Annotated in this window: 17 protein-coding genes; all 17 read left to right on the plus strand. The window is 66.0% G+C overall.

Annotated features, from left to right (window positions below):
- Window positions 1-77 precede the first annotated feature (77 nt).
- The 17 genes from HHL22_RS22010 (at window position 78) to HHL22_RS23785 (ending at window position 23668) form a co-directional block, all read left to right on the plus strand.
- On the plus strand, window positions 78-1292 hold the full coding sequence (locus HHL22_RS22010; RefSeq protein WP_169533592.1) for a glycoside hydrolase family 130 protein: 1215 nt from the start codon (window positions 78-80) through the stop codon (window positions 1290-1292).
- A gap of 139 nt (window positions 1293-1431) precedes the next feature.
- Entirely contained in the window at window positions 1432-2640 is a 1209-nt protein-coding gene (locus HHL22_RS22015) for an AGE family epimerase/isomerase (RefSeq protein WP_169533593.1), read from the plus strand.
- A 100-nt stretch (window positions 2641-2740) separates the two neighbouring features.
- Complete coding sequence (locus HHL22_RS22020; protein WP_169533594.1) at window positions 2741-4300, plus strand: glycoside hydrolase family 28 protein; 1560 nt, start codon at window positions 2741-2743, stop codon at window positions 4298-4300.
- 264 nt (window positions 4301-4564) lie between these two features.
- Complete coding sequence (locus tag HHL22_RS22025; protein ID WP_169533595.1) at window positions 4565-7657, plus strand: SusC/RagA family TonB-linked outer membrane protein; 3093 nt, start codon at window positions 4565-4567, stop codon at window positions 7655-7657.
- A 26-nt stretch (window positions 7658-7683) separates the two neighbouring features.
- Window positions 7684-9288, plus strand: coding sequence for a RagB/SusD family nutrient uptake outer membrane protein (locus tag HHL22_RS22030; RefSeq protein WP_169533596.1), 1605 nt, complete (start codon window positions 7684-7686; stop codon window positions 9286-9288).
- Window positions 9289-9533: 245 nt separating this feature from the next.
- On the plus strand, window positions 9534-12431 hold the full coding sequence (gene galA, locus HHL22_RS22035) for a beta-galactosidase GalA (RefSeq protein ID WP_169533597.1): 2898 nt from the start codon (window positions 9534-9536) through the stop codon (window positions 12429-12431).
- A gap of 86 nt (window positions 12432-12517) precedes the next feature.
- Window positions 12518-15379: a glycoside hydrolase family 31 protein gene (locus tag HHL22_RS22040; RefSeq protein WP_169533598.1), complete on the plus strand. Its 2862-nt coding sequence runs from the start codon at window positions 12518-12520 to the stop codon at window positions 15377-15379.
- Window positions 15380-15392: 13 nt separating this feature from the next.
- The gene (locus HHL22_RS22045) at window positions 15393-16853 is read left to right on the plus strand and encodes a glycoside hydrolase N-terminal domain-containing protein (protein WP_169533599.1); all 1461 of its coding nucleotides are present in this window, start codon (window positions 15393-15395) and stop codon (window positions 16851-16853) included.
- 103 nt (window positions 16854-16956) lie between these two features.
- Window positions 16957-17820, plus strand: a complete 864-nt coding sequence (locus HHL22_RS22050; protein WP_169533600.1) for a hypothetical protein — start codon at window positions 16957-16959, stop codon at window positions 17818-17820.
- A 19-nt stretch (window positions 17821-17839) separates the two neighbouring features.
- Entirely contained in the window at window positions 17840-18220 is a 381-nt protein-coding gene (locus HHL22_RS22055; RefSeq protein WP_169533601.1) for a hypothetical protein, read from the plus strand.
- Between the two features lie 146 nt (window positions 18221-18366).
- Entirely contained in the window at window positions 18367-18891 is a 525-nt protein-coding gene (locus HHL22_RS22060; protein WP_169533602.1) for a hypothetical protein, read from the plus strand.
- A 6-nt stretch (window positions 18892-18897) separates the two neighbouring features.
- The gene (locus HHL22_RS22065) at window positions 18898-19941 is read left to right on the plus strand and encodes a hypothetical protein (RefSeq protein ID WP_169533603.1); all 1044 of its coding nucleotides are present in this window, start codon (window positions 18898-18900) and stop codon (window positions 19939-19941) included.
- 10 nt (window positions 19942-19951) lie between these two features.
- Entirely contained in the window at window positions 19952-20635 is a 684-nt protein-coding gene (locus HHL22_RS22070) for a recombinase family protein (protein WP_169533604.1), read from the plus strand.
- A 12-nt stretch (window positions 20636-20647) separates the two neighbouring features.
- On the plus strand, window positions 20648-21430 hold the full coding sequence (locus tag HHL22_RS23770) for a DUF4158 domain-containing protein (RefSeq protein ID WP_206680757.1): 783 nt from the start codon (window positions 20648-20650) through the stop codon (window positions 21428-21430).
- 27 nt (window positions 21431-21457) lie between these two features.
- Window positions 21458-21628 carry a hypothetical protein gene (locus HHL22_RS23775; protein ID WP_206680758.1) on the plus strand — a complete coding sequence of 57 codons (171 nt, stop codon included), beginning with the start codon at window positions 21458-21460 and terminating at the stop codon, window positions 21626-21628.
- Window positions 21629-21652: 24 nt separating this feature from the next.
- Window positions 21653-22225: a poly(ADP-ribose) polymerase family protein gene (locus HHL22_RS23780; protein WP_206680759.1), complete on the plus strand. Its 573-nt coding sequence runs from the start codon at window positions 21653-21655 to the stop codon at window positions 22223-22225.
- Window positions 22226-23668: a Tn3 family transposase gene (locus HHL22_RS23785; protein WP_206680763.1), complete on the plus strand. Its 1443-nt coding sequence runs from the start codon at window positions 22226-22228 to the stop codon at window positions 23666-23668.
- Window positions 23669-23737: the final 69 nt, after the last annotated feature.

A 23737-nucleotide genomic window follows, 5' to 3' on the forward strand; every position in this document is an offset into this window, starting at 1 on the left:
GAGCAAGATACTGCTCATCAACTTCATGAAAAGCTGCTAGCTAACAGCTAATAGCTAGCAGCTAATAGCTAAGAAAAATGGTCTCTTCCTTTACCCACCGCCTGCACCAGCTGCACACCGCCCAGCACGAGCTGCTGCACCGCCCCAACGCGCCCGAGGCGCTCGGCAACGGCATCTTCACCCGCTACCAGCACCCGGTGCTGACGGCCGCCCACGCTCCGCTAACCTGGCGCTACGACTTCAACCCCGCCACCAACCCCTTCCTGATGGAGCGCTTCGGGGTGAACGCCGTCTTCAATGCTGGGGCCATCCGCTGGCAGGGCCGCTACGTGGTGGTGGCGCGGGTGGAGGGGGCCGACCGCAAGTCGTTTTTCGCGGTGGCCGAAAGCCCCAACGGCGTCGATAATTTCCGCTTTTGGGAGCGCCCCATCACCCTGCCCGAAACCGACGAGCCCGATACCAACGTGTACGACATGCGCCTGGTGGCCCACCAGGATGGCTGGGTATACGGCCTGTTTTGCACCGAGCGCCGCGACCCCGCCGCCCCCGAGGCCGACCAGTCGGCCGCCGTGGCCCGCTGCGGCATCGCCCGCACCAAGGACTTGGCGGCCTGGGAGCGCCTGCCCGACCTGACTACCACCTCGGCCCAGCAGCGCAACGTGGTGCTGCACCCCGAACTGGTGCAGGGCCAGTACGCCTTCTACACCCGCCCGCAGGACGGCTTCATCGAGGCTGGCGCGGGCGGCGGCATCGGCTTCGGGCTGTCGGCGGCCATCGCGCCGGCGTGCATCGAGCAGGAGGTCATCATCGACAAAAAGCAGTACCACACCATCGCGGAGGCCAAGAACGGCCTGGGACCCGCGCCGCTCAAAACCGCGCAGGGTTGGCTGCACCTGGCCCACGGCGTGCGCAACACCGCTGCCGGCCTGCGCTACGTGCTCTACCTGTTCCTGACCGACCTGCACGACCTGACGCGCATCACCCACAAGCCGGCCGGCTACTTCCTGGCCCCCGAAGGCGACGAGCGCGTGGGCGACGTCTCGAACGTGGCCTTCGGCAACGGCTGGATTCTGGACCCCGACGGCCGGGTGTTCATCTACTACGCCTCGGCCGACACGCGCCTGCACGTGGCCACCTCCACCCTGCCCCAGCTGCTCGACTACGTGACCAACACGCCCCCCGACGGGCTGCGCTCGGCCGCCTCGGTAGCGCAAATCAACCAGCTCATTGACAAGAACCTGGCCGTGCCCCCGCCCACCGTGGCGGAGCTGGTGGCCCAGGCGGCGCGGTAGGGGAGGCCTCACCCCCCGGCCCCCTCTCCTTCAGAGAGGGGGAACCTAGCGATTTCTTAATAAAAGCAAACGTCCGCGCCGCCTCGGCTCCCCCTCTCTGAAGGAGAGGGGGCCGGGGGGTGAGGCCCCCACTTGAACGATGCTGCAAGCCGCCGACTTCGAGCAGGAGCTAGCCAACATCCTGCGCTACTGGGCCACCCACGTGCCCGACCCCAAGCACGGCGGCTTCTACGGCCAGCTCGACAATGATAACCAGCCCAACCCGCTGGCCCCCAAGGGGTCGGTGCTGCACGCGCGCATCCTGTGGACGTTCGCGGCGGCCTACGGGCACACCCGCGACCCGGCGCACCTAACCCTGGCCCGGCGGGCCTACGACTACCTCACCACCCACTTCCTCGACCCCGCGCACGGCGGCGTATACTGGACGGTAGATTACCTAGGGCAACCGCTTGACACCAAGAAGCAGCTCTACGCGCTGGCCTTCAGCCTTTATGCCCTGGCCGAGTACCACCGCGCCAGCGGCGAGGCGGCGGCCCTAGGGCACGCGCAGGCGCTGTTCGACACCATCGAGGCGCGCAGCTTCGACGCGGAGCGTGGCGGCTACTTCGAGGCGTTTGGGCGCGACTGGCAGCCGCTGGCCGAGGTGCGCCTGAGCGCCAAGGACGCCGACGCGCCGAAAACCATGAACACCCACCTCCACATCCTGGAGGCCTACGCCACGCTCTACCAGGTATGGCCCGACCCCAGGCTGCGCCGGCAGCTGAAAGCCCTGCTGCTCGATTTTGCCGACCACTTCCTCGACGCGCGCAGCCACCACCTCACGCTGTTTTTCGACGCCAGCTGGCAGCCGCAGCCCGACGTGATCTCCTTCGGCCACGACGTGGAAGCCGCCTGGCTGCTGTTCGAAGCCGCCCAGACCCTCGCCGAGCCGGGCCTCGTCCGCCACTTCCGGCAGGTGGCCGTGCAGCTGGCCCGCGCCGCCGCCGAGGGCCTGGCCCCCGACGGTAGCCTGCGCTATGAGCTAGCTCCTGGCGGCCACTACGACGCCGACCGCCACTGGTGGGTGCAGGCCGAGGCCATAGTGGGCTTCTACAACGCCTACCAGGTAAGCGGCGACCCGCACTTCCGCGACCTGAGCGCAGGCGCCTGGCGCTTCATCCAGCAGCACCTGCTCGACCGCGCCCGCGGCGAGTGGTACTGGGGCGTGCGCCCCGACTACTCGCCCATGCCCGGCCAAGACAAGGCCGGCCTCTGGAAGTGCCCCTACCACAACGGCCGCGCCTGCCTGGAAATGCTGCGCCGGCTAGCCCCACCCCTGGCCCCTCCCCTGCGGGGGAGGGGAGCCTGACGATTATGGTAGCGCGCCGCCGTGGCTCCCCTCCCCCGCAGGGGAGGGGCCGGGGGTGGGGCTGCCTCCAGCGCGTCTATACACTCCCCCTTTCCCACCCATGCCTGCCAAGCTCTGCCTACTCGCCTGCCTGCTACCGGCGCTCACTGCCTCGGCCCAAACCTACTCCATCAAAGGCTACGGCGCTACCGGCGACGGACACACCGTGGCCACGCGGGCGCTGCAGCAGGCCGTGGATGCCTGTAACCAGGCCGGCGGCGGCACGGTGGAGGTGCCGGCCGGTACCTACGTCATCGGCACGGTTTTCCTGAAAAGCAACGTGGAGCTGCACCTGGCCAGCGGCGCGGTGCTGAAGGGCAGCGCCAACCTGGCCGACTACCACGCCTACACCCTGCCGGAATACGGGCAGAACTACTACGGCATGCTCTTTACCGAAAATGCTGAAAACGTGGCCATTACCGGTCAGGGTACCGTCGATGGTAATAACCCGGTATTCTACGACTTTACCCGGGCCAAAACCCTCGACACGGCCACCACGCGCTACACCCGCCAGAAAAGCAACTACCGCCACGTGGCCAGCGGCATTGGCGACGGGCCGGTGGTGCCCCGCGACCGGCCCCGGCAGATGGTCGTCTTTTCGGAGTGCCAGCGCGTGCGCGTCAGCAACGTCAGCCTCCTCAACTCGCCCTTCTGGACGCTGCACTTTGCCGACTGCACGGGCGTGGCCGTGACGGGCGTGCGGCTCTACTCGGGCCTGCTCGTACCCAACGCCGACGGCATCGACTTCACGGATTGCCAGAACGTGACGGTGAGCGACTGCGACATTCAGGCCGGCGACGATGCGCTGGTGGTGGGCGGCTACAACCACCACTTCGAGATTCCGGGCTTTCACCGCCGGCGCCGGGCGTCGGAGAATATCGTCATCACCAACTGCAACCTGCAGTCGGCCAGCAGCGGCATTCGCATCGGCTACCTCGACCAGAACCCGGTGCGCAACGTGACGGTGAGCAACTGCAACATCACCAACTCGACGCGGGGCATCAACATCTGCCTGCGCGACGAGGGCTCGCTGGAAAACCTGACGTTCAGCAACATCCGCATCGAAACCCGGCTGCGCACCGGCGACTGGTGGGGCAACGGCGAGCCGATTCACCTCTCCGCCGTCCGGGGCAACGCCGATACCAGCGTGCCCCTGGGGCAGATTCGCAACGTGCAGTTCAACAACATCACCTGCCGGGGCGAAAACGGCATTTTGGTGTACGGCAGCGCCGAAAGCGTAATTAAGGACGTGACGTTCAACAACGTCACCTTCGACTTTGTGGCTAGCCCCCTCAACGACGTGGCCGGCGGCAACGTCGACCTGCGCGGCAACCTCGACCCTAGGGTGGGCCTGTTTGCCCGCGACATTCCGGGCCTGCTGGCTGAGCACGTGCAGGGGCTCACCATCCGCGACTTTACCCTGTGCTGGGTTGGCCCTAGGGCTACTTTCCTGAGCAACGGCCTGGAGGTTAACCACTTTCAGGACTTGCGCGTCAGCGGGTTTCGGGGCACCGGGGCGCCTACCAACCCGCAGGCCAAGGCAGTGGTGCTGCGCGACGGCACCGGGGCCGCCGTGGCAGGCGTGCCCAAAAACCAGGTCGTGCGCACCGGCGTGCGGTAGGGCGCGGCGGGCCAGCGCCGGACCCTAGGGGCGCGGGCGCCCAAAACGATTGCGACGGGTGCTATAAAATTATCTGTTTGCGGGCGATTGAAGGGGATGAAAATAATTGCTTGTAAGCAAGTAACAAGCGCTGAATCGCCGCAATGCCCGGCAGCGCGGCCCGCATTTTAATACAAGCAAATGCTAAAATTTCATTAGAAAATACTGTTGGCTGCCTGCCACCTTTGACTACTCAATTCTCACCTAAATTCTTAACTCAGCTCTATGAGGACTTTTCTACAAACGGCGGCGGTGTTGGTGTGCAGCACCTCGCTGGCGTTTGCGCAGCAGCGGGCCGTGCGCGGAGTCGTGACCGACAGCAAAGGCGACGCCCTGCCCGGCGCTACGGTGCTCGTGAAAGGCACCACCACCGGCGTTACGGCCGGGGCCGACGGCAGCTTCCAGGTGAGCTTGCCGGCCGGGGCTACCACCTTAGTAATTAGCTCGGTAGGCTCCAAGACCCAGGAAGTAGCCGTGGGCAACCAAACCGACTTGCGCATCGCCCTCGACGCCGACGCGCAGAGCCTCAACGACGTGGTGGTGGTGGGCTACGGCACCCAGCGCAAGAGCGACCTGACGGGCGCCGTGGCCACCGTCACCGGCCAGCAGCTGACGCAGGTGGCCACCGCCGACCCGGTGCAGGCCCTGCAGGGCCGGGCCGCCGGCGTCACCATCACCGCCAACAGCGGGCAGCCGGGCGCCGGCACCCGCATCCGCATCCGGGGCGTGGGCACCATCAACAACGCCGACCCGCTCTACGTGGTCGATGGCATTCAAACCAGCGACATCAGCTTTCTGCTGCCCATCGACATCGAGTCGACCGAGATTCTGAAGGACGCCTCGGCCACGGCCATCTACGGCAGCCGGGGCGCCAACGGCGTGGTCATCATCACCACCAAGCACGGCAAGGCGGGCGCCACGCAGTTCAACCTCTTCGGCTACACCGGCTTTCAGGAAATCCGGCGCGAGCTGCCCCTGACCAACGCCCAGCAGTACGCCACGCTCGTGACCGAGGCCTACGCCAACGGCGGCGGCACCGTGCCCTCCGACTACGCGCCCCTGCTGGCCAGCTCGCTGCAAAGCGGCGCGGCGGGCACTAACTACCAAGATTTGGTGACGCAGAAGGGCCTGATTACCAACTACAGCCTCACGGCCTCGGGCGGCACCGAGCAGAACCGCTACCTGGTGAGCGGCAGCTACTTCCAGCAGAACGGCATCATCCAGGCCTCGGGCTTTAAGAAGTACGTGGTGCGCCTCAACGACGACATCGTGCTCACCAAGCGCATCAAGGCGGGTGCCTCGGCCACGTTCCAGGCCAGCAACCTCACGGGCGCGGGCGACGGCACCGGCAACGCCTTCTACAGCACCGTGCTGCAGAACGCCATCCAGGCCAGCCCGCTCATCGGGCCCTACAACCCCGACGGCTCGTACACTTATAATACCATCACGAGCTTCACGCCCAACCTGGCGCGCTACCTCGTGGAGCAGCAAACCAATAAGACCTACAACACGTCGCTATTCTCGAACGGCTACCTGGACGTGACCCTGCTAAAAGGATTAACCTTCCGCTCGACCTTCGGCATCACCTACGCCAACAACCACCCCAAGCTCTACCAGCCGCAGTACTACCTGGGGCCCAACGACCAGCGCTCGCAGAGCGACCTGGTGGAGAGCCGCAACGAGAGCGTGGCCTGGGTGTGGTCGAACTACGCCAACTACAACCTGGACCTGGGCAACGGCAGCTCGTTCTCGGCCACCCTCGGGCAGGAAGCGCAGCGCGCCTACGGCAACGGCATTTCCATCACGGGCTACGACGTGCCGGCCGATGCCACCCTGCAGTACATCTCGGCGGCCCGCTCGGCTACCTCCTCCGTGCGCAGCACGCAGTACGACAGCGGCTTGCTCTCGTACTTCGGCCGGGCCAACTTCAACTTCCGCGACCGCTACCTGGTGACGGGTACCCTGCGCTTCGACCAGACCTCGCGCTTCCTAGGGAGCAACCGCACGGGCACGTTCCCGTCGGTGGGCGCGGCCTGGAACCTCTCGAACGAGGAGTTTATGAAGGGCATCACGGCCGTGACCCAGGTTAAGGTGCGCGGCAGCTACGGCGCGGTGGGCAACCAGAACGCCGCCCCCAACTACGGCTACGCCTCGGTGGCCACCAACAACCAGAACTACGTCTTTGGCCCCGGCCAAACGAAGGCGCCCGGCCTGGCCATCGCCACGCTGAGCAACCCCAACCTGCGCTGGGAAACGGCCGTGACCACCGACGTGGGCCTGGACCTGTCGTTTCTGGATAATAGCCTCACGTTCACGGGCGACTACTTCGTGCGCAAGACCGAGCACATGATTGCCCTGCTGCCGGTGCCCGACTACAGCGGCCAGGCCCCGGCCGCCGCCAACGTGGCCTCGCTGCGCAACCGCGGCGTGGAGCTGGCCCTGAACTACCGCAACCAGGTGGGCAAGCTGCAATACAGCGCCAACGTGAACTTCACGCGCATCACCAACGTCATCACTGACCTAGGGGGCGCCACGCCGATTTCGAGCGGCAACGTGCTCTCGCAGATTGGCAACACCACCCGCACCGACGTGGGCCACGAGATTGCCTATTTCTACGGCTTGCAGGCCGACGGCGTGTTCCACTCGCAGGCCGAGGTAGATAGCTACAAGAACGCGGCGGGCACGGCCCTGCAGCCCGGCGCCCAGCCCGGCGATGTGCGCTACCGCGACATCAACGGCGACGGCAAGATTGACGCCACCGACAACACCTACCTGGGCAGCGCCACCCCGCGCTTCACCTACGGCGCCTCGCTGAATTTGAGCTACGTCGGCTTCGACTTCAAGATTCTGCTCTACGGCGTGCAGGGCGCCGAGGCCGTGAACGCCGCCGCTTTCAACCTGAGCAAGTCGAGCAATTTCGCCGGCCTCTGGACCAACTTCTACGCCGACCGCATCGACCGCTGGACGCCCAGCAACCCGAATAGTGACCAGCCGCGCGTGACGTCCAACGACACCAACAACGGCGGGGGCTACAACGACAAGTTCAGCAGCCGCTACGTGGAGGACGCCAGCTACCTGCGCGCCCGCAACATGGAGCTGGGCTATTCGCTGCCCAAGGACTTTCTAGGCCGCTACAAGGTGAACGGCCTGCGGGTGTTCGCCTCGGTCGATAACGTGTTCACCATCACCAAGTACCGCGGCCTAGACCCCGAGATTTCCTCGAGCGGCTACTACGGCAACCCGCTGGCTTTCGGCGTGGACTTCGGCAACTACCCCCAGCCGCGCACCTACCGCCTGGGCCTCAACGTGCAATTCTAATTCCTTTCCCGCCCGCTATACCTACCATGAATACAATGCGCGCAACGCGCCTGCTGGCGCTTTCGGCGGCCCTGGTTTTCTCCCAGAGCTGCAAGTCGTTTCTCGACAAAGACCCCATAGGGACCATCACGCAGGGCAACCTCTTTAACGACCCCACCAACGCCGTGCAGGCCATCAACGGCGTGTACGACGTGGCCAGCTGGGACCAGGGGCCCAAGTTTGGGGTGGGCGACTACGTGGGCCAGACCTACGAGTGGATGTTTGGCGACGTGATGACCGACGACGCTGAGAAGGGCAGCACGCCCAGCGACTTCACGCCCCTGACCGAGCTGAAAACCTGGACGATGACGCCGGCCAACTCGCCGCTCACCACGCTCTGGGTGCATAGCTTCACGGGCATCGCCCGCGCCAACACGGTGCTCAACAACATCGACGCGGGCACCATCGACGCGGCCCTGAAGACGCGCCTCAAGGGCGAGGCGTATTTTCTGCGGGGCTACTTCTACTTTAACCTGGTCAAGTCGTTCGGGGGCGTGCCGCTGTTCAGCCAGCCGGTGCTGCCGGGCGAGTCGGCCAGCGTGAAGCGGGCCAGCATCGCCGAAACCTACGCCTTCATTGAAAGCGACTGGAAGAACGCCGCCACCATGCTGCCCGAAAAGAGCGGCTACGCCAGCGGGGACCTGGGCCGCGCCACCAAGGGAGCCGCCAACGGCTACCTGGCCCGCATCTATATGTACCAGCTGGGCACCGACAATACCAACAAGCACACCTGGCAGGAAGTGTACGATTTGACGAGCACCATCATTACCTCCAACCAGTACAGCCTGTATCCGAACTACGCCGCCATCCACCAGGACATTGGCGAGAACAGCAGCGAGTCGCTGTTCGAGATTCAGTTCGGCACCAACAACGACACCTACGGTCCCATCTCGATTGGCACGACCAACAACGTGTTTCAGAACAACCGCAAGACCTTCGGCTACGGCTTCAACAACCCCACCACGAGCTTGGTGAACGAGTTTGAGGCCAACGACCCGCGCAAGGAAGTGACCCTGATTAAGGACGGCGACGTGGTGCTAGGGGTGAAAAACGTGGTGGACCCCTCCGAGAACGCCACTGGCTACCTCAGCCGCAAGGTGGCCATCGTGCCCCCGGCCGCCGTGCAGTCGGGCCCCCAAAACATTCGTAAGATGCGCTACTCCGACATTCTGCTGATGAAGGCCGAGGCCGCCGCCCAGCTCAGCAAGCCCAGCGAGGCCATCGCCCTCGTCAACCAGGTGCGCGCCCGCGCCCGCGTCTCGACCCGGCCCCCCGGCACCACCGTGGGCAGCACGGCCTACGACGCGGCCAACACGCCCGCCGGCACCCTGCCCGACCTTAACGCCAGCCTCACGGGCCAGGCCCTGCTGAACGCCATCTGGCACGAGCGCCGGGTGGAATTTGCTGAGGAGTCGCTGCGCTTCTGGGACTTGGTGCGCACCGGCCGCTACTTCGGCGTGCTGCCCGCCGCCGTGGCCGCCCGCGCCCAAACGCACAGCATCACCGCCGGCGTGGTGAACCCGATTCCGCTGCTGCCCATCGAGCTGAACGACGCCCAAACCTGGGGCCTGCCGCAGAACCCGGGTTTTTGAGTTGAGAGAACAAGTAGGATAGTTGATACCGGAGCGGCACTTAGCGGCTCCGGTATTTTTTTAGGGTGGCCCGCGGAGGGCACCCCCCCCGGCCCCTCCCCAAAAGGGAGGGGAGCCTGCCGATTATTCACGGCCGCGCCACCCCCGGCCCCTCCCTTTTGGGGAGGGGCCGGGGGTGGGGTCTACCCGCTAGGGTTCTAGCTTTGCCCACCCCCTAGGCCCCTCCTACCTCCCAACCCACCCCTATGCCGCTCCGCCAGCTACTCGCGCTGCTCTTGCTCCTTGCTACTACGGCCGCCCGCGGCCAGGCCGCGCCGCCCGCCGGGCGCGAGCGCCTACCGCTGGATTTCGACTGGCGCTTCGCCTACGGCCACCCCTTCGACCCGAAGCAGGATTTCGGGAACGGCACGGGCTACTTCTCCTACCTGGCCAAGACCGGCTACGGCGACGGGGCCGCCGCGGCCGGCTTCGACGACCGGGCCTGGCGCCAGCTCGACCTGCCCCACGACTGGGCCGTGGAGCAGCCGTTTTCGGAAAAGGCCAGCTTCAGCCACGGCTTCCGGGCGGTGGGGCGGGCCTTCCCCAATGCCAGCGTGGGCTGGTACCGCAAGTCGTTCGTGGTGCCGGCCGCCGACCTGGGGCGGCGCATCAGCCTGGAGTTCGACGGGGTGTTTCGCAACTCCATCGTGTGGGTGAACGGGCACTACCTGGGCACCGAGCCCAGCGGCTACCAGAGCTTTCAGTACGACATTTCCGACTACCTCCATTACGACGGCCAGCCCAACGTGATTGTCGTGCGCGTAGACGCGACGCTGGAGGAAGGCTGGTTTTACGAGGGCGCCGGCATCTACCGCCACGTGTGGCTGACCAAGACGGCCCCCGTGCACGTGGCGCCCAATGGCACCTTCGTCACGACCCAGCTGGCCGGCAACGCGGCTACCCTCACGGTGCAGGCCACCATCGCCAACGGCAGCGCCCAGGCCCAAACCTTCGACGTGGTGCAGGACGTGCAGGATGCCCTAGGGCACACCGTGGCCTCGCAGCCCCTGGCCCCGGTGCGCCTGCCCGGCGCCGGCCAGCAGGAGTTGACCTGCCGCATTCCGGTGGCCAATGCCCAGCGCTGGTCGCTGGAACACCCCACTCTCTACACGCTCGTGACGCGGGTGCGCCAGGGCGGGCGGGTGGTGGATGAGTACCGCACCCGCTTCGGCATGCGCACCATCCGCTTCGACCCGAACGCGGGCTTTTTCCTCAACGGCGAGCACGTGGAAATTACCGGCACCAACAACCACCAGGACCACGCCGGGGTGGGAGTGGCCGTGCCCGACGCCCTGCTCGAGTGGCGCCTGCGGCAGCTTAAGTCGTTTGGCTGCAACGCCTACCGCACCTCCCACAACCCGCCCGCCCCCGAGCTGCTCGACCTCTGCGACCGCCTGGGCATCCTGGTCATCGACGAGAACCGGGAGATGAGCAGCACCGCGCACGGCCTGGGCGAGCTGCGGCGCCTGATACTGCGCGACCGTAACCACCCGAGCGTCATCAGCTGGTCGATTGGCAACGAGGAGTGGGCCATCGAGGGCAACGAGCTGGGCGCCCGCATCGGGGCCACCATGCAGGCCTACGCCAAAACCCTCGACTCAACCCGCGCCATTACGGCGGCCATCAGCGGGGGCCTGGGGCAGGGCATCTCGACGGTGATTGACGTGGTGGGCTACAACTACATCGGGCAAAGCAACACCGACGCCCAGCACGCCAAGTTCCCGCAGCAGCCCGGCTGGGGTACCGAGGAAGGCTCGACCCACGCCACGCGCGGCATCTACGTGCGCGACGAAAAGCAGCACTACGCCGCCGCCTACGACCAGAAGCCCAGCCCGAAGTTCTACAGCATCGAGGGCGGCTGGCAGCACTACGCAGCCCGGCCCTACCTGGCGGGCATGTTCATCTGGACCGGCTTCGACTACCGGGGCGAGCCCACGCCGTTTGGCTGGCCCTCGGTCACGTCGTACTTCGGGATGATGGACGTGTGCGGCTTCCCGAAAGACAACGTGTGGTATTTGAAATCGTGGTGGACCACCCAGCCCACCCTGCACCTGCTGCCCCACTGGAACTGGCCCGGCCGCGAGGGCCAGCCCATCGACGTGTGGGCCTACAGCAACTGCGACGAGGTGGAGCTATTCCTCAACAAGCGCAGCCTGGGCCGCCAGCCCATGCCCCGCAACGGCCACCTAGCCTGGCAGGTGCCCTACGCCCCCGGCACCCTGGAGGCCGTGGGCTACCGCCAGGGCCGCCGCACCCTCACCGACGTGGTGCGCACCACCGGCCCGGCCGCCGCCATCCGCCTGCTACCCAGCCAGCCCACCCTGCAAGCCGCCCGCCAGGACGTGAGCGTGGTCACGGTGCAGCTCACCGACCAGGCCGGCCGGCCCGTGCCCACCGCCAACCAGCCGGTCACGTTCAGCCTCATTGGTCCCGGCCGCCTCATCGGCGTGGGCAACGGCGACCCCACCAGCCTGGAACCCGACCGCTACGTGGATACGCTGCGCCTCGTGCCCATCGAGAAACTGCGCGAGCAGGCCACCACCCCCGACCTGCCCGCCGGCCCCGAGGTAGCCCCGGCCTACGACGATGCCCGCTGGGCGCCCGCCTTCATCAGCCGGCAGTACGACTCGACCCAGCTGGCCCCCACCGCTAAGGCCTACGTGACGCGAGGCAGCTTCGAGCTGCCGCGCACCCTGGGACCTGGCACCCAGGTTACGCTGTTTTACCAGCCCATCGGCCGCGAGCAGACCATCTACGTCAACGGCCGCCCGCTGGCCCAGCACCTGCTGGCCGCGCAGTCGCCCCCGCACGGCTTCGTGCTGGATGCCGCCTTGCTGCGGCCCGGCCGCAACAGCATCGTGTTCGTGGCCACGCCCCTGCTCAAAAACAAGCCCTGGGACGTGCCCAACACCCTGCCCGGCACCATTCAGGTGCGCACGCCCGCCCCGGCCTGGCAGCGCCGCACCTTCAACGGCCTGGCTCAGGTGCTGGTGCAAGCCACCCAGCCGGCCGGTACCATCACCCTCACGGCCACCGCGCCCGGCCTGAAAGCCAGCACGCTGCAAATAAAATCGGTGGCCAGCCCCCTGCCAGCCGCGCAGTAAGCGCCGGTGCCCGGAAATGCCGGGCGCCGACCCCACCCAGGCAGGTCCCCTGCCGGATACTACCCAGCAACCGTTTGCCACGTTCCATGAGAATTCCCCCTCTTGCCCCCCTTGCGGTGGGCGCCTTGTTACTGGCCGCGGCCGCGCCGCCCGCGCAGGCCCAGCAGGCTCAGGTCGAAAAAGTGCCGCAGGGCATCGTGGTGCGCCTGCCCCCGGCCCCCGGCCGCCAGGCCCGCACCATCCAGCTGCGGGTGCGGGGGCTGCACATCGTGCAGGTGCAGGCCAGCCCCCTCGACTCGGTATCCACGGCCGCCAGCCTGATGGCGGTGCCGCCCAGCGGCCCGCCCGTGGCCTGGCAGCTCAAGCAGCGCAAGGACGAGGCCAGCGTGAGCACGGCCGCCCTCACGGCCACGGTATCGCTGCGCACGGGCGCCGTCACCTTCACCGACCGGCAGGGCCGGGTGCTGCTGGCCGAGCCTGCCGGCGGGGGCAAGGAGTTTACCCCGGTGCAGCTCGACGGGCAGCCGTTTTACGCCGTAAGCCAGTACTTCAGCTCTCCCCCCGACGAGGGCCTCTACGGCCTGGGCCAGCACCAGAACGGGGTGATGAACTACAAGGGCCAGCAGGTAGACCTGACCCAGAACAACACCGAGGTGGCCGTGCCCTTCCTACTGTCGAGCCGCAACTACGGCATCCTGTGGGACAACTACTCCATCACGAAAGCAGGCGACACGCGCGACTACGAGCCGTTGAGCAGCCTGCGGCTGTACGCAAAAGACGGCAGCGAGGGCTGGCTCACGGCCACCTACGTGAAGAAAAGCAACCCCGCCGAGGTGGTAGTGAGCCGGCCCGAGTCGGTGATTAAGTACAACTTTCTGGAAGACCAGCGCAACTTCCCGGCCGCCGTGAAGCTGGGTGAGGTGCTGGCCACCTGGGAGGGCAGCATCGAGTCGGGCACCACGGGCACGCACCACTTTCTGCTGCGCAACGCGGGCTACGCCAAGCTCTCCATCGACGGCAAGGAAGTAGTGAACAAGTGGCGGCAGGCCTGGAACCCCGGCACCTCGGTAGTGACGCTGGAGATGGTAAAGGGCCGGAAATATACCCTTAAGCTGAGCTGGGACCCCGACGGTAGCGAGTCGTACCTGGGCCTGAAGTGGCTAAGCCCGCTGGTGGGCGAGGCTAAGAACGAGTACGGCTTCCGCTCGGAAGCCGGGCGCGACCTCAACTACTACTTCGTGCAGGGCGCCAATCCCGATGAGGTTATCAGCGGCTACCGCACCATCACCGGCGCGGTCCCCATCGTGCCCCGGTGGGCTCTGGGCTTCTGGCAAAGCCGCGAGCGCTACAAGACCCAGCAGGAGATGCTCGACGTGGCGGCCGAGTTCCGGCGGCGCCAGCTGCCTATTGACAATATCGTGCTCGACTGGTCGTACTGGAAGCAGGACGCCTGGGGCAGCCAGGAGTTTGACCCGGCCCGCTTTCCCGACCCCGACGGTCTGCTCCGGACCCTGCACGAGCGCGACCACCTGCACTTCATGATTTCGGTGTGGCCCAAGTTCTACGAGGGCGCTTCAACGTACAAGGCGTTCAACGACAAGGGCTACCTGTTCAAGCGCAACATCGCCGACGGCACCCGCGACTGGATTGCCCAGGGCTACACCTCCACTTTCTACGACGCCTTCAACCCCCAGGCCCGCACGGCCTTCTGGAACCTGCTCAATACCAAGCTCTTCACCAAGGGTATCGACGCCTGGTGGATGGACGCCTCGGAGCCTGACATCCACTCCAACACCAACGAGCAGACCCGCAAGGAGCTGATGACGCCCACCTACCTGGGGCCGAGCACGCAGTACTTCAACGCCTTCCCACTTCAAAACGCCAAGGGCATCTATGAGGGCCAGCGCACGACGGCCCCCAACCAGCGGGTATTTCTGCTGACGCGCTCGGGCTACGCCGGCTCGCAGCGCTACGCGGCCGCCATTTGGAGCGGCGACATCGCCGCGCGCTGGGAAGACTTCAAGAACCAGATTCCGGCCGGCCTCAACTTCTCGCTCTCGGGCCTGCCCTACTGGACGAGCGACATCGGCGGCTTTGCCGTGGAGCGCCGCTACGAGCACCCCAACGCCACGGACCAGGAGGAGTGGCGCGAGCTGCAGGCCCGCTGGTACCAGTACGGGGCGTTTTGCCCGCTGTTTCGGGTGCACGGGCAGTACCCGTACCGCGAGGCGTTCAACATCGCCCCCGACGGCCACCCCGCCTACCAGAGCATGCTCTACTACGACCAGCTGCGCTACCGCCTAATGCCCTACCTCTACTCGCTGGCCGGGCAGGCGCACCACCAAAACTCGACCATCATGCGCGGGCTGGTGCTGGACTTCAACGCCGACCCGGCCACGCACGGCATCGCCGACCAGTTCATGTTTGGCCCCAGCTTGCTCGTGAACCCGGTCACCGACTATAAGGCCCGCCAGCGGGCGCTCTACCTGCCGGCCGGCACCGGCTGGTACGACTTCTACACCGGCCAGTACCAGGCCGGCGGCCAGACCCTGACCACCCCGGCCCCCTTGGAGCGGCTGCCGCTGTTCGTGAAAGCCGGCGCGATTGTGCCCTTCGGCCCGGCCCTCCAGTACGCGGCCGAGAAGCCGGCCGACCCCATCACGCTCTACGTGTACACCGGCCAGGACGGGCAGTTTGCGCTGTACGAGGACGAGAACGTGAACTATAACTACGAGAAGGGCGCCTTCGCCACCATCCCGCTCAGCTACCGCGAAAGCACCAGGACCCTGACCATCGGCGAGCGCCAGGGTACCTTTCCGGGCATGGTGGCCCAGCGCACGTTCCGGGTGGTGTGGGTAGGCCAGGGTCGCTCCGTGGCCTGGAACCCCGACGCCGCCGGCCAGGCAGTGCGCTACGAGGGTAAGGCCGTAACGGTGAAGATGGACTAGCCCCCGCCAGCATATGACTGACTTACGCTTTTGGGCACCGGGCCGGCGCCGGGCCGGCCTGCTGGCGGGCGGCTGCCTGCTCGCCCTGGCCGCGCCGGCGCAGCAGCTGGCGGCCCCCTTCACCACCCCGGCGCGGGGCTTCAGCAGCTGGCAGCCCGCCCCCAGCTGGGACCACGCCCTGCTGAGCGGCAACGGCACGCTGGGCGCCCTGGTGATGGGCCAGCCCCACGACGAAACTATTATCTTGAGCCACTGCCAGCTGTACCTGCCGCTCAACGCCCCCAAGCCGCCCATCGACCAGGCCAGCCGGCTGCCCGAAATTCGGCGGCGGCTGCTGGAGGGCCAGCCCGCGGCGGCGGCGGCCCTGCCGGTAGAAGAGCGCAAGAAGGAGGGTTTCGACAACGGCAACGACCCCTTCATTCCGGCCTTCGACCTGCGCCTGACCCAGGCGCCGGGCAACGTGCGCCGCTACCAGCGCAGCACCAACTTCGCCACCGGCGAAACGTCGGTGGACTGGACCGACGACCACGGCACGTTTCAGCGGCGGCTGCTGGTGTCGCGGCCCGACAGCGCGGTGATGCTCAGCATCACGGGCACCGGCAAAATCAACTGCCGGCTGCACTTCGAGCACCGGCCCGTGGAGTGGAACCAGTGGGCGCTGGTGGGCGGGGCCGTGGGCGAGATGCGCGCCCAGGCCGAGCTGCAAAACGGCCCGTGGCTGACGTACCGCAGCGAGTTCAAGCACCAGTACCCCGGCGGCCTGCAAGGCTACGAGGTCGCGGGCCGGCTGGTGCTCACTGGCGGCAGCGCCCGCGTCGAGGGCAACGAGCTGGTCGTCACCGACGCCGACGAGGTGCTGCTGCTCACCAAGATAACGCCGTCCTACGACTACGCCCACTCGCGGCTGCCGCAGCTCCGGCAGCAGCTGGGGGCGCTGGGGGCCAGCTACCCCGCCCTGCTGGCCCGCCACGCCGCCGTGCACGGCGCCCTCTTCAACCGGGTGCGGCTCGACCTGCGCGCCGACTCAGCCAACCGGCACCTCTACGCCGAGGAGTTGCTGCTCAAGGCCCGCACCGCCGTGCCGCTGGCGCTGGTAGAGCGGGCCTTCGACGCGGGGCGCTACAACATCATCAGCGCTATGGGCACCAACCCGCCCAACCTGCAGGGCCTGTGGAGCGGCACCTGGACGGCCGCGTGGTCGAGCGACTTCACCCACGACGGCAACCTGGCGGCGGCCATCAGCAGCACGCTCAGCGGCAACGTGGCCGAGCTGCTGCCCGCCTACTTCCGCTACCACGAGCACCTGCTGCCCACCTACCGCGCAAACGCCCGCCGGCTCTACGGCGCGCGGGGCATCCACGTGCCGGCCCACAGCAGCACCAGCGGCGTCGACGCGGACTTCGGCGACGTGTGGTGCCTCACCTTCTGGACCGGCGCGGCGGGCTGGACCGCCGACACCTTCTTCGACTACTAGGGGTCTCACTAGAGTAGGAACAGAAAACCCCGCTAAGGAATTTTAGCCAGCATTAGCTGGGGAAAAGCAAGTAGCTTATCTTGCTGGCGCTAGCCTCTGCGTTATGTACCCCCCTGCTTCCGCCAGCTCCGACCAGCCGGCTTATATCACCAACCCGGCTCACCTGCCGATGTTGCTTCAGCAACTCGTCGCGGACCTGGCTGACCCGGCCATTACTTATCTGCTGGGGGGACACTACTACGAGCGCACGAATCACCCGCGCTCCCGGCACTTTCCGGCGGTGTTTGCCCTGCGGCAGGCCGAAGTAGCCAACGTGGAGGTGGGGCCGGATTTCGTCGCCTTCGACACCGAATTCGTCCGCTACCCCGAACGAGGGGAGCCCCATTACCCGGGTCCGTGGGCGGACCGCTTCCGCGCCACCGTGCCCTTCGCCCAACTCTACCAACTCTGCCGCAAGGTGCTCACCCCGGCGGCGCAAACGGCCGAGGAAGTGGACTATGGACCCGAGACCATCCGCTATTATAATGAGGCGGTCTATCAACGGTACCCCACGCCAGCTGCTATCAACCAGGCCTATGCGGCGGCTCCTCCTTCCGGCGAACACCCCTTGGTGGCCGTGCTGCGTGCGGTGGAAGCGGGTCTGGCGGACCCGAACAATCACTACCTCGTGAATACCACCGCGTTCGAGAGCCCGGATGGCCCGGTGCTGCTGGGCACGCTCCATCTCCAGACCCATACCATCCAAGGCTTGGTCATCGAAGCGGATGGCTTCACGTGCTCGGTGCGGTTCGACCCGTACGACCGGCGCGCGTGGTCAACCGTGCGTGTGGCCTTTGCCCAGGTCTGGCAAGTGCTGCGCAGCGACAGCCCGCAGATGGACTTAGGGAAGGTCACTGCCGCCGACGGTTTACTCTATGACGCTCCAGAGGTGTTGAGCGCCTACGCTGAGCAGGGGCGACTAGCTTAATTTAGTGGCTGACTCCTCGATGGAAGAACTTCTCCGCCCCCGCCATCCCCTGGCTAAGTACCACCAGTCGCAGCTGGAATTTCTGGCGGCGCTACCGGAAGCCCAGCGCGCCTACCACGCCCGGCTGTTTCGGCTCGGCAACGCCAGCTACCGGTATCAGCAGCAGGCCGCGGGGGAGGTGACGGAAGACGACTTTCGCCATTGGCTCGCAGGCTTACCCGAGAAGATGCGCCTAGCCATGGAACGCGATGGTTTCGAGGCCAGCAAGAACAGCCTGTCTCTGCGGCGCCATGCGCTCGAGCGCCGCGACCTGGGCCACGATGCATTCTTGCAAGCCATCCTCTCGCCCGAGGACTGGGCCTACCAGCAGGAGTTGGCGCAGTCGTCACCCCCCAAGTAGTAGTGTACCTAGAGGAAGAAAAAGCAGTGGTCGACGACTAGCTTCGGGTGGCCAAATAGCGTTTTCGGGCAAAAGTTACATCTTAAGGACGTTCGTCTTCAGCATGAAACTTGCTACATTTGAAGACTTCTACTCCCTCATCTCCCATGCCTGAGTTGCCGACCTACCCGCACTTCGTGCACGACGCCCGCCTGCAAACCTACCAGCGCTATAACTCCCCGACCTGGGTCTGCCAGGTGGGGCCCACCCAGCTCCAGGTGCTGCACCTACGCGCGCCGCGCCTGCTCTATTCGGGTCAGGCGATGCCCTGCGCCGAGGCGGAGTTCCGTGCCGCCGCCCAGACTACCTACACCACGCTACTGGCGGCCTGCCAGCAGCCAGCCGGACCGGCCACCGCCTACCAGCGCCGGCGCACGATGCCCGACGCTTGGTATTACCGGCAGGATGGTCCGCAGTGCGAACTGCGGCTTAACCTGAGCCACGAAGAAAACGGCCCGCTTTGTGTCAACTGGTTGCTGGAGGACCTGGCGCCCATCCCTGGCTTAGTGGTCGCCGGACCGCCCCGTAGCAGTGACCCGCGCCGGGTGGCGAGCACTTCCCAAGAATACCACGCCGCGCTAGCCCTGGCCATCCCAGCGCTGATGGCCGCCGCACAGGGTAAGCCAGCCTAATTTAAGATGAAAGGTGCCGCTCCACCCCACCTCAACGACCGGCAGCGTCAGTACCTGCTGGCGGCCTATCAGCTCGACCAACGGTTAGAGGCGGCTCATAAAAACGATTATCACCGCGGCATTATTGCGCCCGCTTCCGACTGGCGAGCGATGCCCTATGGCCGGTGGCAGCATTTTCTCTCAAAGCCGCCCACCGAGTTACGCCAGCTGATAGAAGAACAGCAAGCCGCCAGCCAGCAGCGGCTGGTCGACCCAGGCACCGGCAGCACGTGGAAAGCCTTAGCCGAACGCGGCTTGGTCGAGGTAGAGGAGCGAGCCATCATTTCCGGCCCCGACGGGTATTCGCTGCCGCATATTCTGCTGACCCGTGAGGGGCGCAAGTTGGTACGCCGACTTACCGGCGAAGTGCGCCCGGTGACGCCGCGCAAGGTCAAGCCTGCGAAACCCGAGGGGTTGCTGCAAGCCCAGCAGTGGCTGGCCCTGGTTCGACTCTACGAGTTGGATTTTGAAGGCCTGCCCGCCGACGATGAGCAGGGCCTCAGTTATGGGCGTATTCAATCCAAGACCCTAGAGGTATTAGGCGCGCAGGGCTTGGTCGTTGGTTCCCCACTTGACCAGCCGTTGCCCGCGAAACGATATACCATCACGGACCAGGGCCGGGAGTTCTACTATGCGTACTACCGTACCAACGCCCTGGCTTACCACCGGGGGCACGAATTACCACGCCCGGTACTCACGGCGGAGCAGTACACTTTTTGGCAGCGCATGGAGGAACTGAATATAGCTAAGACAAAAGCTATTGCACCAACAAAGGAGGCATACGAGGCCGTGCGACGGGAAATGCTGCACTTTCAGCTTGCCGGCCCCCTCCACACGCTCTACGTGGCTCCCTATTGGTACATCGCCTTGGCCGGTCGGGGTATTCAATTAGCGCCTAATGTTAGCCTGGTAGACAGTCACTTCGACACGGAAGCAGAGGCGGTAGCAGCTGGTCAGCAATTGGCCAAACGGTGGGCACTACAACTGTCCTGGCTGGAGCCGGTTAGCTAAGCCCGACCCCATGGAATATGTTCTTTACCTGCGAGCGAGCACGCAGCGCCAAGGCCTGAGCGGGTTGGGCCTGGAAGGCCAGCGTCTGATTGCCCACCGCTTCCTGCAACCGGGCGACCGCATTCTGTCCGAATACATCGAGGTGGAAAGCGGACGCAAGAACAACCGGCCCGAGATGGCCAAGGCCATTGTGGAGGCGCGCAGTGCTAGCGCCACGCTGCTGGTGGCCGAAATGTCGCGCCTGGCGCGCAGTGTCTACTTCACTTCCAAGCTGATGGAGGAGAAAGTGCGTTTCAAGGCCTGCGACATTCCGCACGCTGATGAGTTCACCATCAATATCCTGGCGGCCGTGGCGCAGAAGGCGGCCAAGGATATTTCGGAGAGCACCAAGCGCGGCCTGGCGGCCAAGAAGGCCCGGGGCTTTGAGCTGGGCAACCCGCAGAACTTCACCAGCGGCTCGCGGGCGCTGGGCCGGGCAGCCGTGCAGCGCAACGCCCAGGAGCACGTAGCCAACAAGCAGGCCCGGCGGCTGGCGGTGCTGCTGCGTCGCGACGGGTTGACGTTGGCGGCTATCGCCGACGAGTTGAACACCCACGGCTACCGCACCCGGCGGGGCCAGCTCTTTCGCAAGAGTACCGTGTACCGGCTACTACCCCGCGTACAGCCGGTGGCAGCAGAACCAGTAACTGCCTAAGGTCTGACTCGGATGCCCGTAGAGTTTCTGAGCGACGAGCAAGCGGCCCGCTACGGGCGCTACCAGACAGACCCGAATGCGGAGCAGCTCACTCACTACTTCTACCTTAGCTCGGCCGATGTCCAGTTTCTGGCCCAGCGCCGCCGGGCAGCCAACAAGCTGGGCTGCGCCGTGCAACTGGGTACGTTGCGGTTTCTGGGCACCTTCCTGCCGGAGCCCACCCAGGTACCCGCCGTGGTCGTGCAGACGCTGGCCACGCAGTTGAGTGTCGACCCCGCTGAGCTCGCCGGGTACCGCAAACGCCCCAACACGTGGCACGAGCACCAGCCCCGCATTTTGGCGTACCTGGGCTACCAGCCGTACGACGCCCGGCAGTCCTTTCGGCTGACCCGCTGGCTCTACGCGCAGGTGCTAACCAGCACCGTGCGGCCCAGCGTGCTGGTCGATTTGGCCACGGCGCACCTGGTGGCCCAGCGCGTGGTCTTGCCCGGCGTCACGGTGCTGGCCCGCCTGATTGCCCGGGTGCGCGAACGCACGGGCCGCCACCTCTACCGCCAGCTGCACGCGCGCCTCACCGGGCCCCAGCGAACCGCGCTGGCAGCGCGGCTGACTGTGCCGGCCGGGGAGCGGCTTACCCAGTTGGAGTTGCTGCGCACCTCGCCCACCCGCGTTTCCGCGCCGGCCCTGGTGGCCGCGTTGCACCGCGTAGAGCAGATTCGCGCCCTCGGAGTCGGCACCATACCCGTAGCTGACTTGCCGGAAGCTCGCCTGGCGCGCCTAGCCCGCCACGCCTAGCTAGCCTGGGCGCAGACCCTGGTGCGCATGAGTGAAGAGCGCCGCCTGGCCACCCTGCTGGTCTTCGTGCAGGCCCTGGAGCGCACGGCCACGGATGACCTGCTCGACCTCTTCGACAATCTGCTGACTTCGTTGGCGCTGCGCGGGGAAACCAAGCGCCGCCGCGAACGCCGCCGCTCACTCAAAGATTTGGACTAGGCCGCCTTAGCCTTACAGCAGGCCGTGCAGCTGCTGCTCGACGAGGCCCTTCCGGCCGAGGGGCTGCGCGAGCAGGTGCTCGGCACGATTGGCGAGGAGCGACTGCGCGCCGCTGCGGCCACGGTGCAGGAATTAGCCAGCCCGGCGGACGACCCGCTCGCGGAAGCTCTGAGCAGTAGCTACGCCAGCGTCCGCCGGTTTCTGCCGGCGTTGCTGGCGGGCATTACGTTCGAGGGCACCCCCGCCGCCAAGCCGCTGCTGGAAGCCTGGGCCTTTTTGCAGCAGCAGGAAGCCGGTGGGCGGGGCCGCCCGAAGTGGGCCGCCGCGCCGCGTACCGTCGTGCCGGGGAGCTGGGCGCGGCGGGTGTTTCCCACTAAGGGCGAAGTCAACGCGCAGGCTTACACGCTCTGCGTGGTGGAGCGGCTGCACCAGGCCTTGCGCCGCCGCGAAGTCTTTGTGCCCACTAGTGAGCGCTACGCCGACCCGCAGGCCGAGTTGTTACGTGGGGCGGCCTGGGAGGCTGCCCGTGACTCCGTAGCCCGGACCCTGGACTGCTCCCTCGACCCGGCTGTGGAGCTAGCAGGTCTTCAACAGTAACTGCGAACCGCCTACACCGAGGTAAGCGAGAACTTAGCTCACAATACTGCGCTGCAGCTGGTACAACACGAGGGAGTACCGATTGTGATGCTTACCCCCTTACCCGCGCAAGCAGAGTCCGCTAGCCTTGCTCGCCTGCGTACGCAGTTGACCAACCGCCTGCCACAGGTCGAATTGGCTGCCTTGCTGCTGGATGTGGAAGCCTTTACTGGATTTGCCAGTTCCTTTACCCACGTCGCCGATAGCCAGCCCGCCGCTGTGGACCTGCCGCTGAGCATTTGCGCCGTGCTGCTGGCCCAGGCCTGCAACATCGGCCTGAAAACGGTGGCCCGCGCCGACGTCCCGGCGCTGACGCTGGCGCGCCTGGCGTGGGTGCAGCAAAACTACGTGCGGGTGGAAACGCTGACGGCGGCCAATACCTGCCTAGTTGATGCCCAGACGGTCCTGCCGTTGGCGCAGGCGTGGGGTGGCGGGGAAGTAGCCTCGGCCGATGGCCTGCGCTTCGTGGTACCCCTGCGCACGCTGCACGCGGGCTGGAACCGCAAGTACTTCGGGGCGGAGCGCGGGGTGACCTATTATAACTTCACCAGCGACCAATTCACGGGCTTTCACGGCATCGTGATTCCGGGTACGCTACGCGACTCGCTCTTTATTCTGGCCGGGCTGCTGGAGCAGCAGACCAGCCTGGACCCGCGCGAAATAATGGCCGATACCCACGGCTTTAGCGAAGTAGTCTTTGGCCTGTTTTCCTTACTGGGCTACCGCTTTAGTCCCCGATTGGCCAACTTAGCGGACCAGCGTTTCTGGCGTTTGAATAAGGAAGACGACTACGGCCCGCTCAACGAGTTAGGTCGCCACGTCGTCAATGCCCGCCTGATTCACGACCATTGGGAAGATATGCTGCGCCTGGCCGGCTCGCTCAAACTCGGCAAAGTCAAGGCCACCGCCGTCATGCGCACGCTGCAACGGTCGGGCTCCCTCTCGGGCCTGGGGCGGGCGGTGGCGGAGTTGGGCCGGGTGGAGAAGACGCGCTATCTGTTGGCCTACGTGCAGGACGAGGCTTACCGTCGGCGTATCCTGGTGCAGCTCAACCGCGGCGAGGGGCGGTACGCGCTGGCCCGAGCTGTCTTCCACGGCAAGAAGGGCGAGCTGCGCCAGCGCTACCGCGAGGGCATGAAAGACCAGTTGGGGGCACTGGGACTGGTTGTCAACGCCTTGGTATTGTGGAATACGCGCTATCTACAGCGCGCCCTGGAGCAGTGGCAGCAGACGGAAGGGGAACCGGCGGCCGACGAGGTAGCGCGCCTCTCGCCCTTGGTGCATGAGCACGTCAATATGTTGGGGCGCTACGATTTCACGCTGCCGGACCGCATTGCGGCTGGGGAACTTCGCCCGTTGCGCAGTCCCACTATTTGGGAAGAGCACTTGGCTGAAATCCCTTAGCGGGGTTTTCTGTTCTTACTCTAGTACGATCCCAAAAACTACCTGGCCGAGCTACAGCGGCAGCCGACC

This window comes from Hymenobacter polaris, assembly GCF_012927305.1.
GTDB classification, from domain to species: Bacteria; Bacteroidota; Bacteroidia; order Cytophagales; family Hymenobacteraceae; genus Hymenobacter; species Hymenobacter polaris.

Bases quoted from the DNA above. Each gene is read 5' to 3' on its own strand.
- HHL22_RS22025 (WP_169533595.1), top strand. From the start codon at position 4,565: ATGAGGACTTTTCTACAAACGGCGGCGGTGTTGGTGTGCAGCACCTCG.
- HHL22_RS22015 (WP_169533593.1), top strand. From the start codon at position 1,432: ATGCTGCAAGCCGCCGACTTCGAGCAGGAGCTAGCCAACATCCTGCGC.
- HHL22_RS22065 (WP_169533603.1), top strand. From the start codon at position 18,898: ATGAAAGGTGCCGCTCCACCCCACCTCAACGACCGGCAGCGTCAGTAC.
- HHL22_RS22050 (WP_169533600.1), top strand. From the start codon at position 16,957: ATGTACCCCCCTGCTTCCGCCAGCTCCGACCAGCCGGCTTATATCACC.
- HHL22_RS22010 (WP_169533592.1), top strand. From the start codon at position 78: ATGGTCTCTTCCTTTACCCACCGCCTGCACCAGCTGCACACCGCCCAG.
- HHL22_RS23775 (WP_206680758.1), top strand. From the start codon at position 21,458: ATGAGTGAAGAGCGCCGCCTGGCCACCCTGCTGGTCTTCGTGCAGGCC.
- HHL22_RS22030 (WP_169533596.1), top strand. From the start codon at position 7,684: ATGAATACAATGCGCGCAACGCGCCTGCTGGCGCTTTCGGCGGCCCTG.
- galA (WP_169533597.1), top strand. From the start codon at position 9,534: ATGCCGCTCCGCCAGCTACTCGCGCTGCTCTTGCTCCTTGCTACTACG.
- HHL22_RS22020 (WP_169533594.1), top strand. From the start codon at position 2,741: ATGCCTGCCAAGCTCTGCCTACTCGCCTGCCTGCTACCGGCGCTCACT.
- HHL22_RS22070 (WP_169533604.1), top strand. From the start codon at position 19,952: ATGGAATATGTTCTTTACCTGCGAGCGAGCACGCAGCGCCAAGGCCTG.
- HHL22_RS22060 (WP_169533602.1), top strand. From the start codon at position 18,367: ATGCCTGAGTTGCCGACCTACCCGCACTTCGTGCACGACGCCCGCCTG.
- HHL22_RS23770 (WP_206680757.1), top strand. From the start codon at position 20,648: ATGCCCGTAGAGTTTCTGAGCGACGAGCAAGCGGCCCGCTACGGGCGC.
- HHL22_RS22055 (WP_169533601.1), top strand. From the start codon at position 17,840: ATGGAAGAACTTCTCCGCCCCCGCCATCCCCTGGCTAAGTACCACCAG.
- HHL22_RS22045 (WP_169533599.1), top strand. From the start codon at position 15,393: ATGACTGACTTACGCTTTTGGGCACCGGGCCGGCGCCGGGCCGGCCTG.
- HHL22_RS22040 (WP_169533598.1), top strand. From the start codon at position 12,518: ATGAGAATTCCCCCTCTTGCCCCCCTTGCGGTGGGCGCCTTGTTACTG.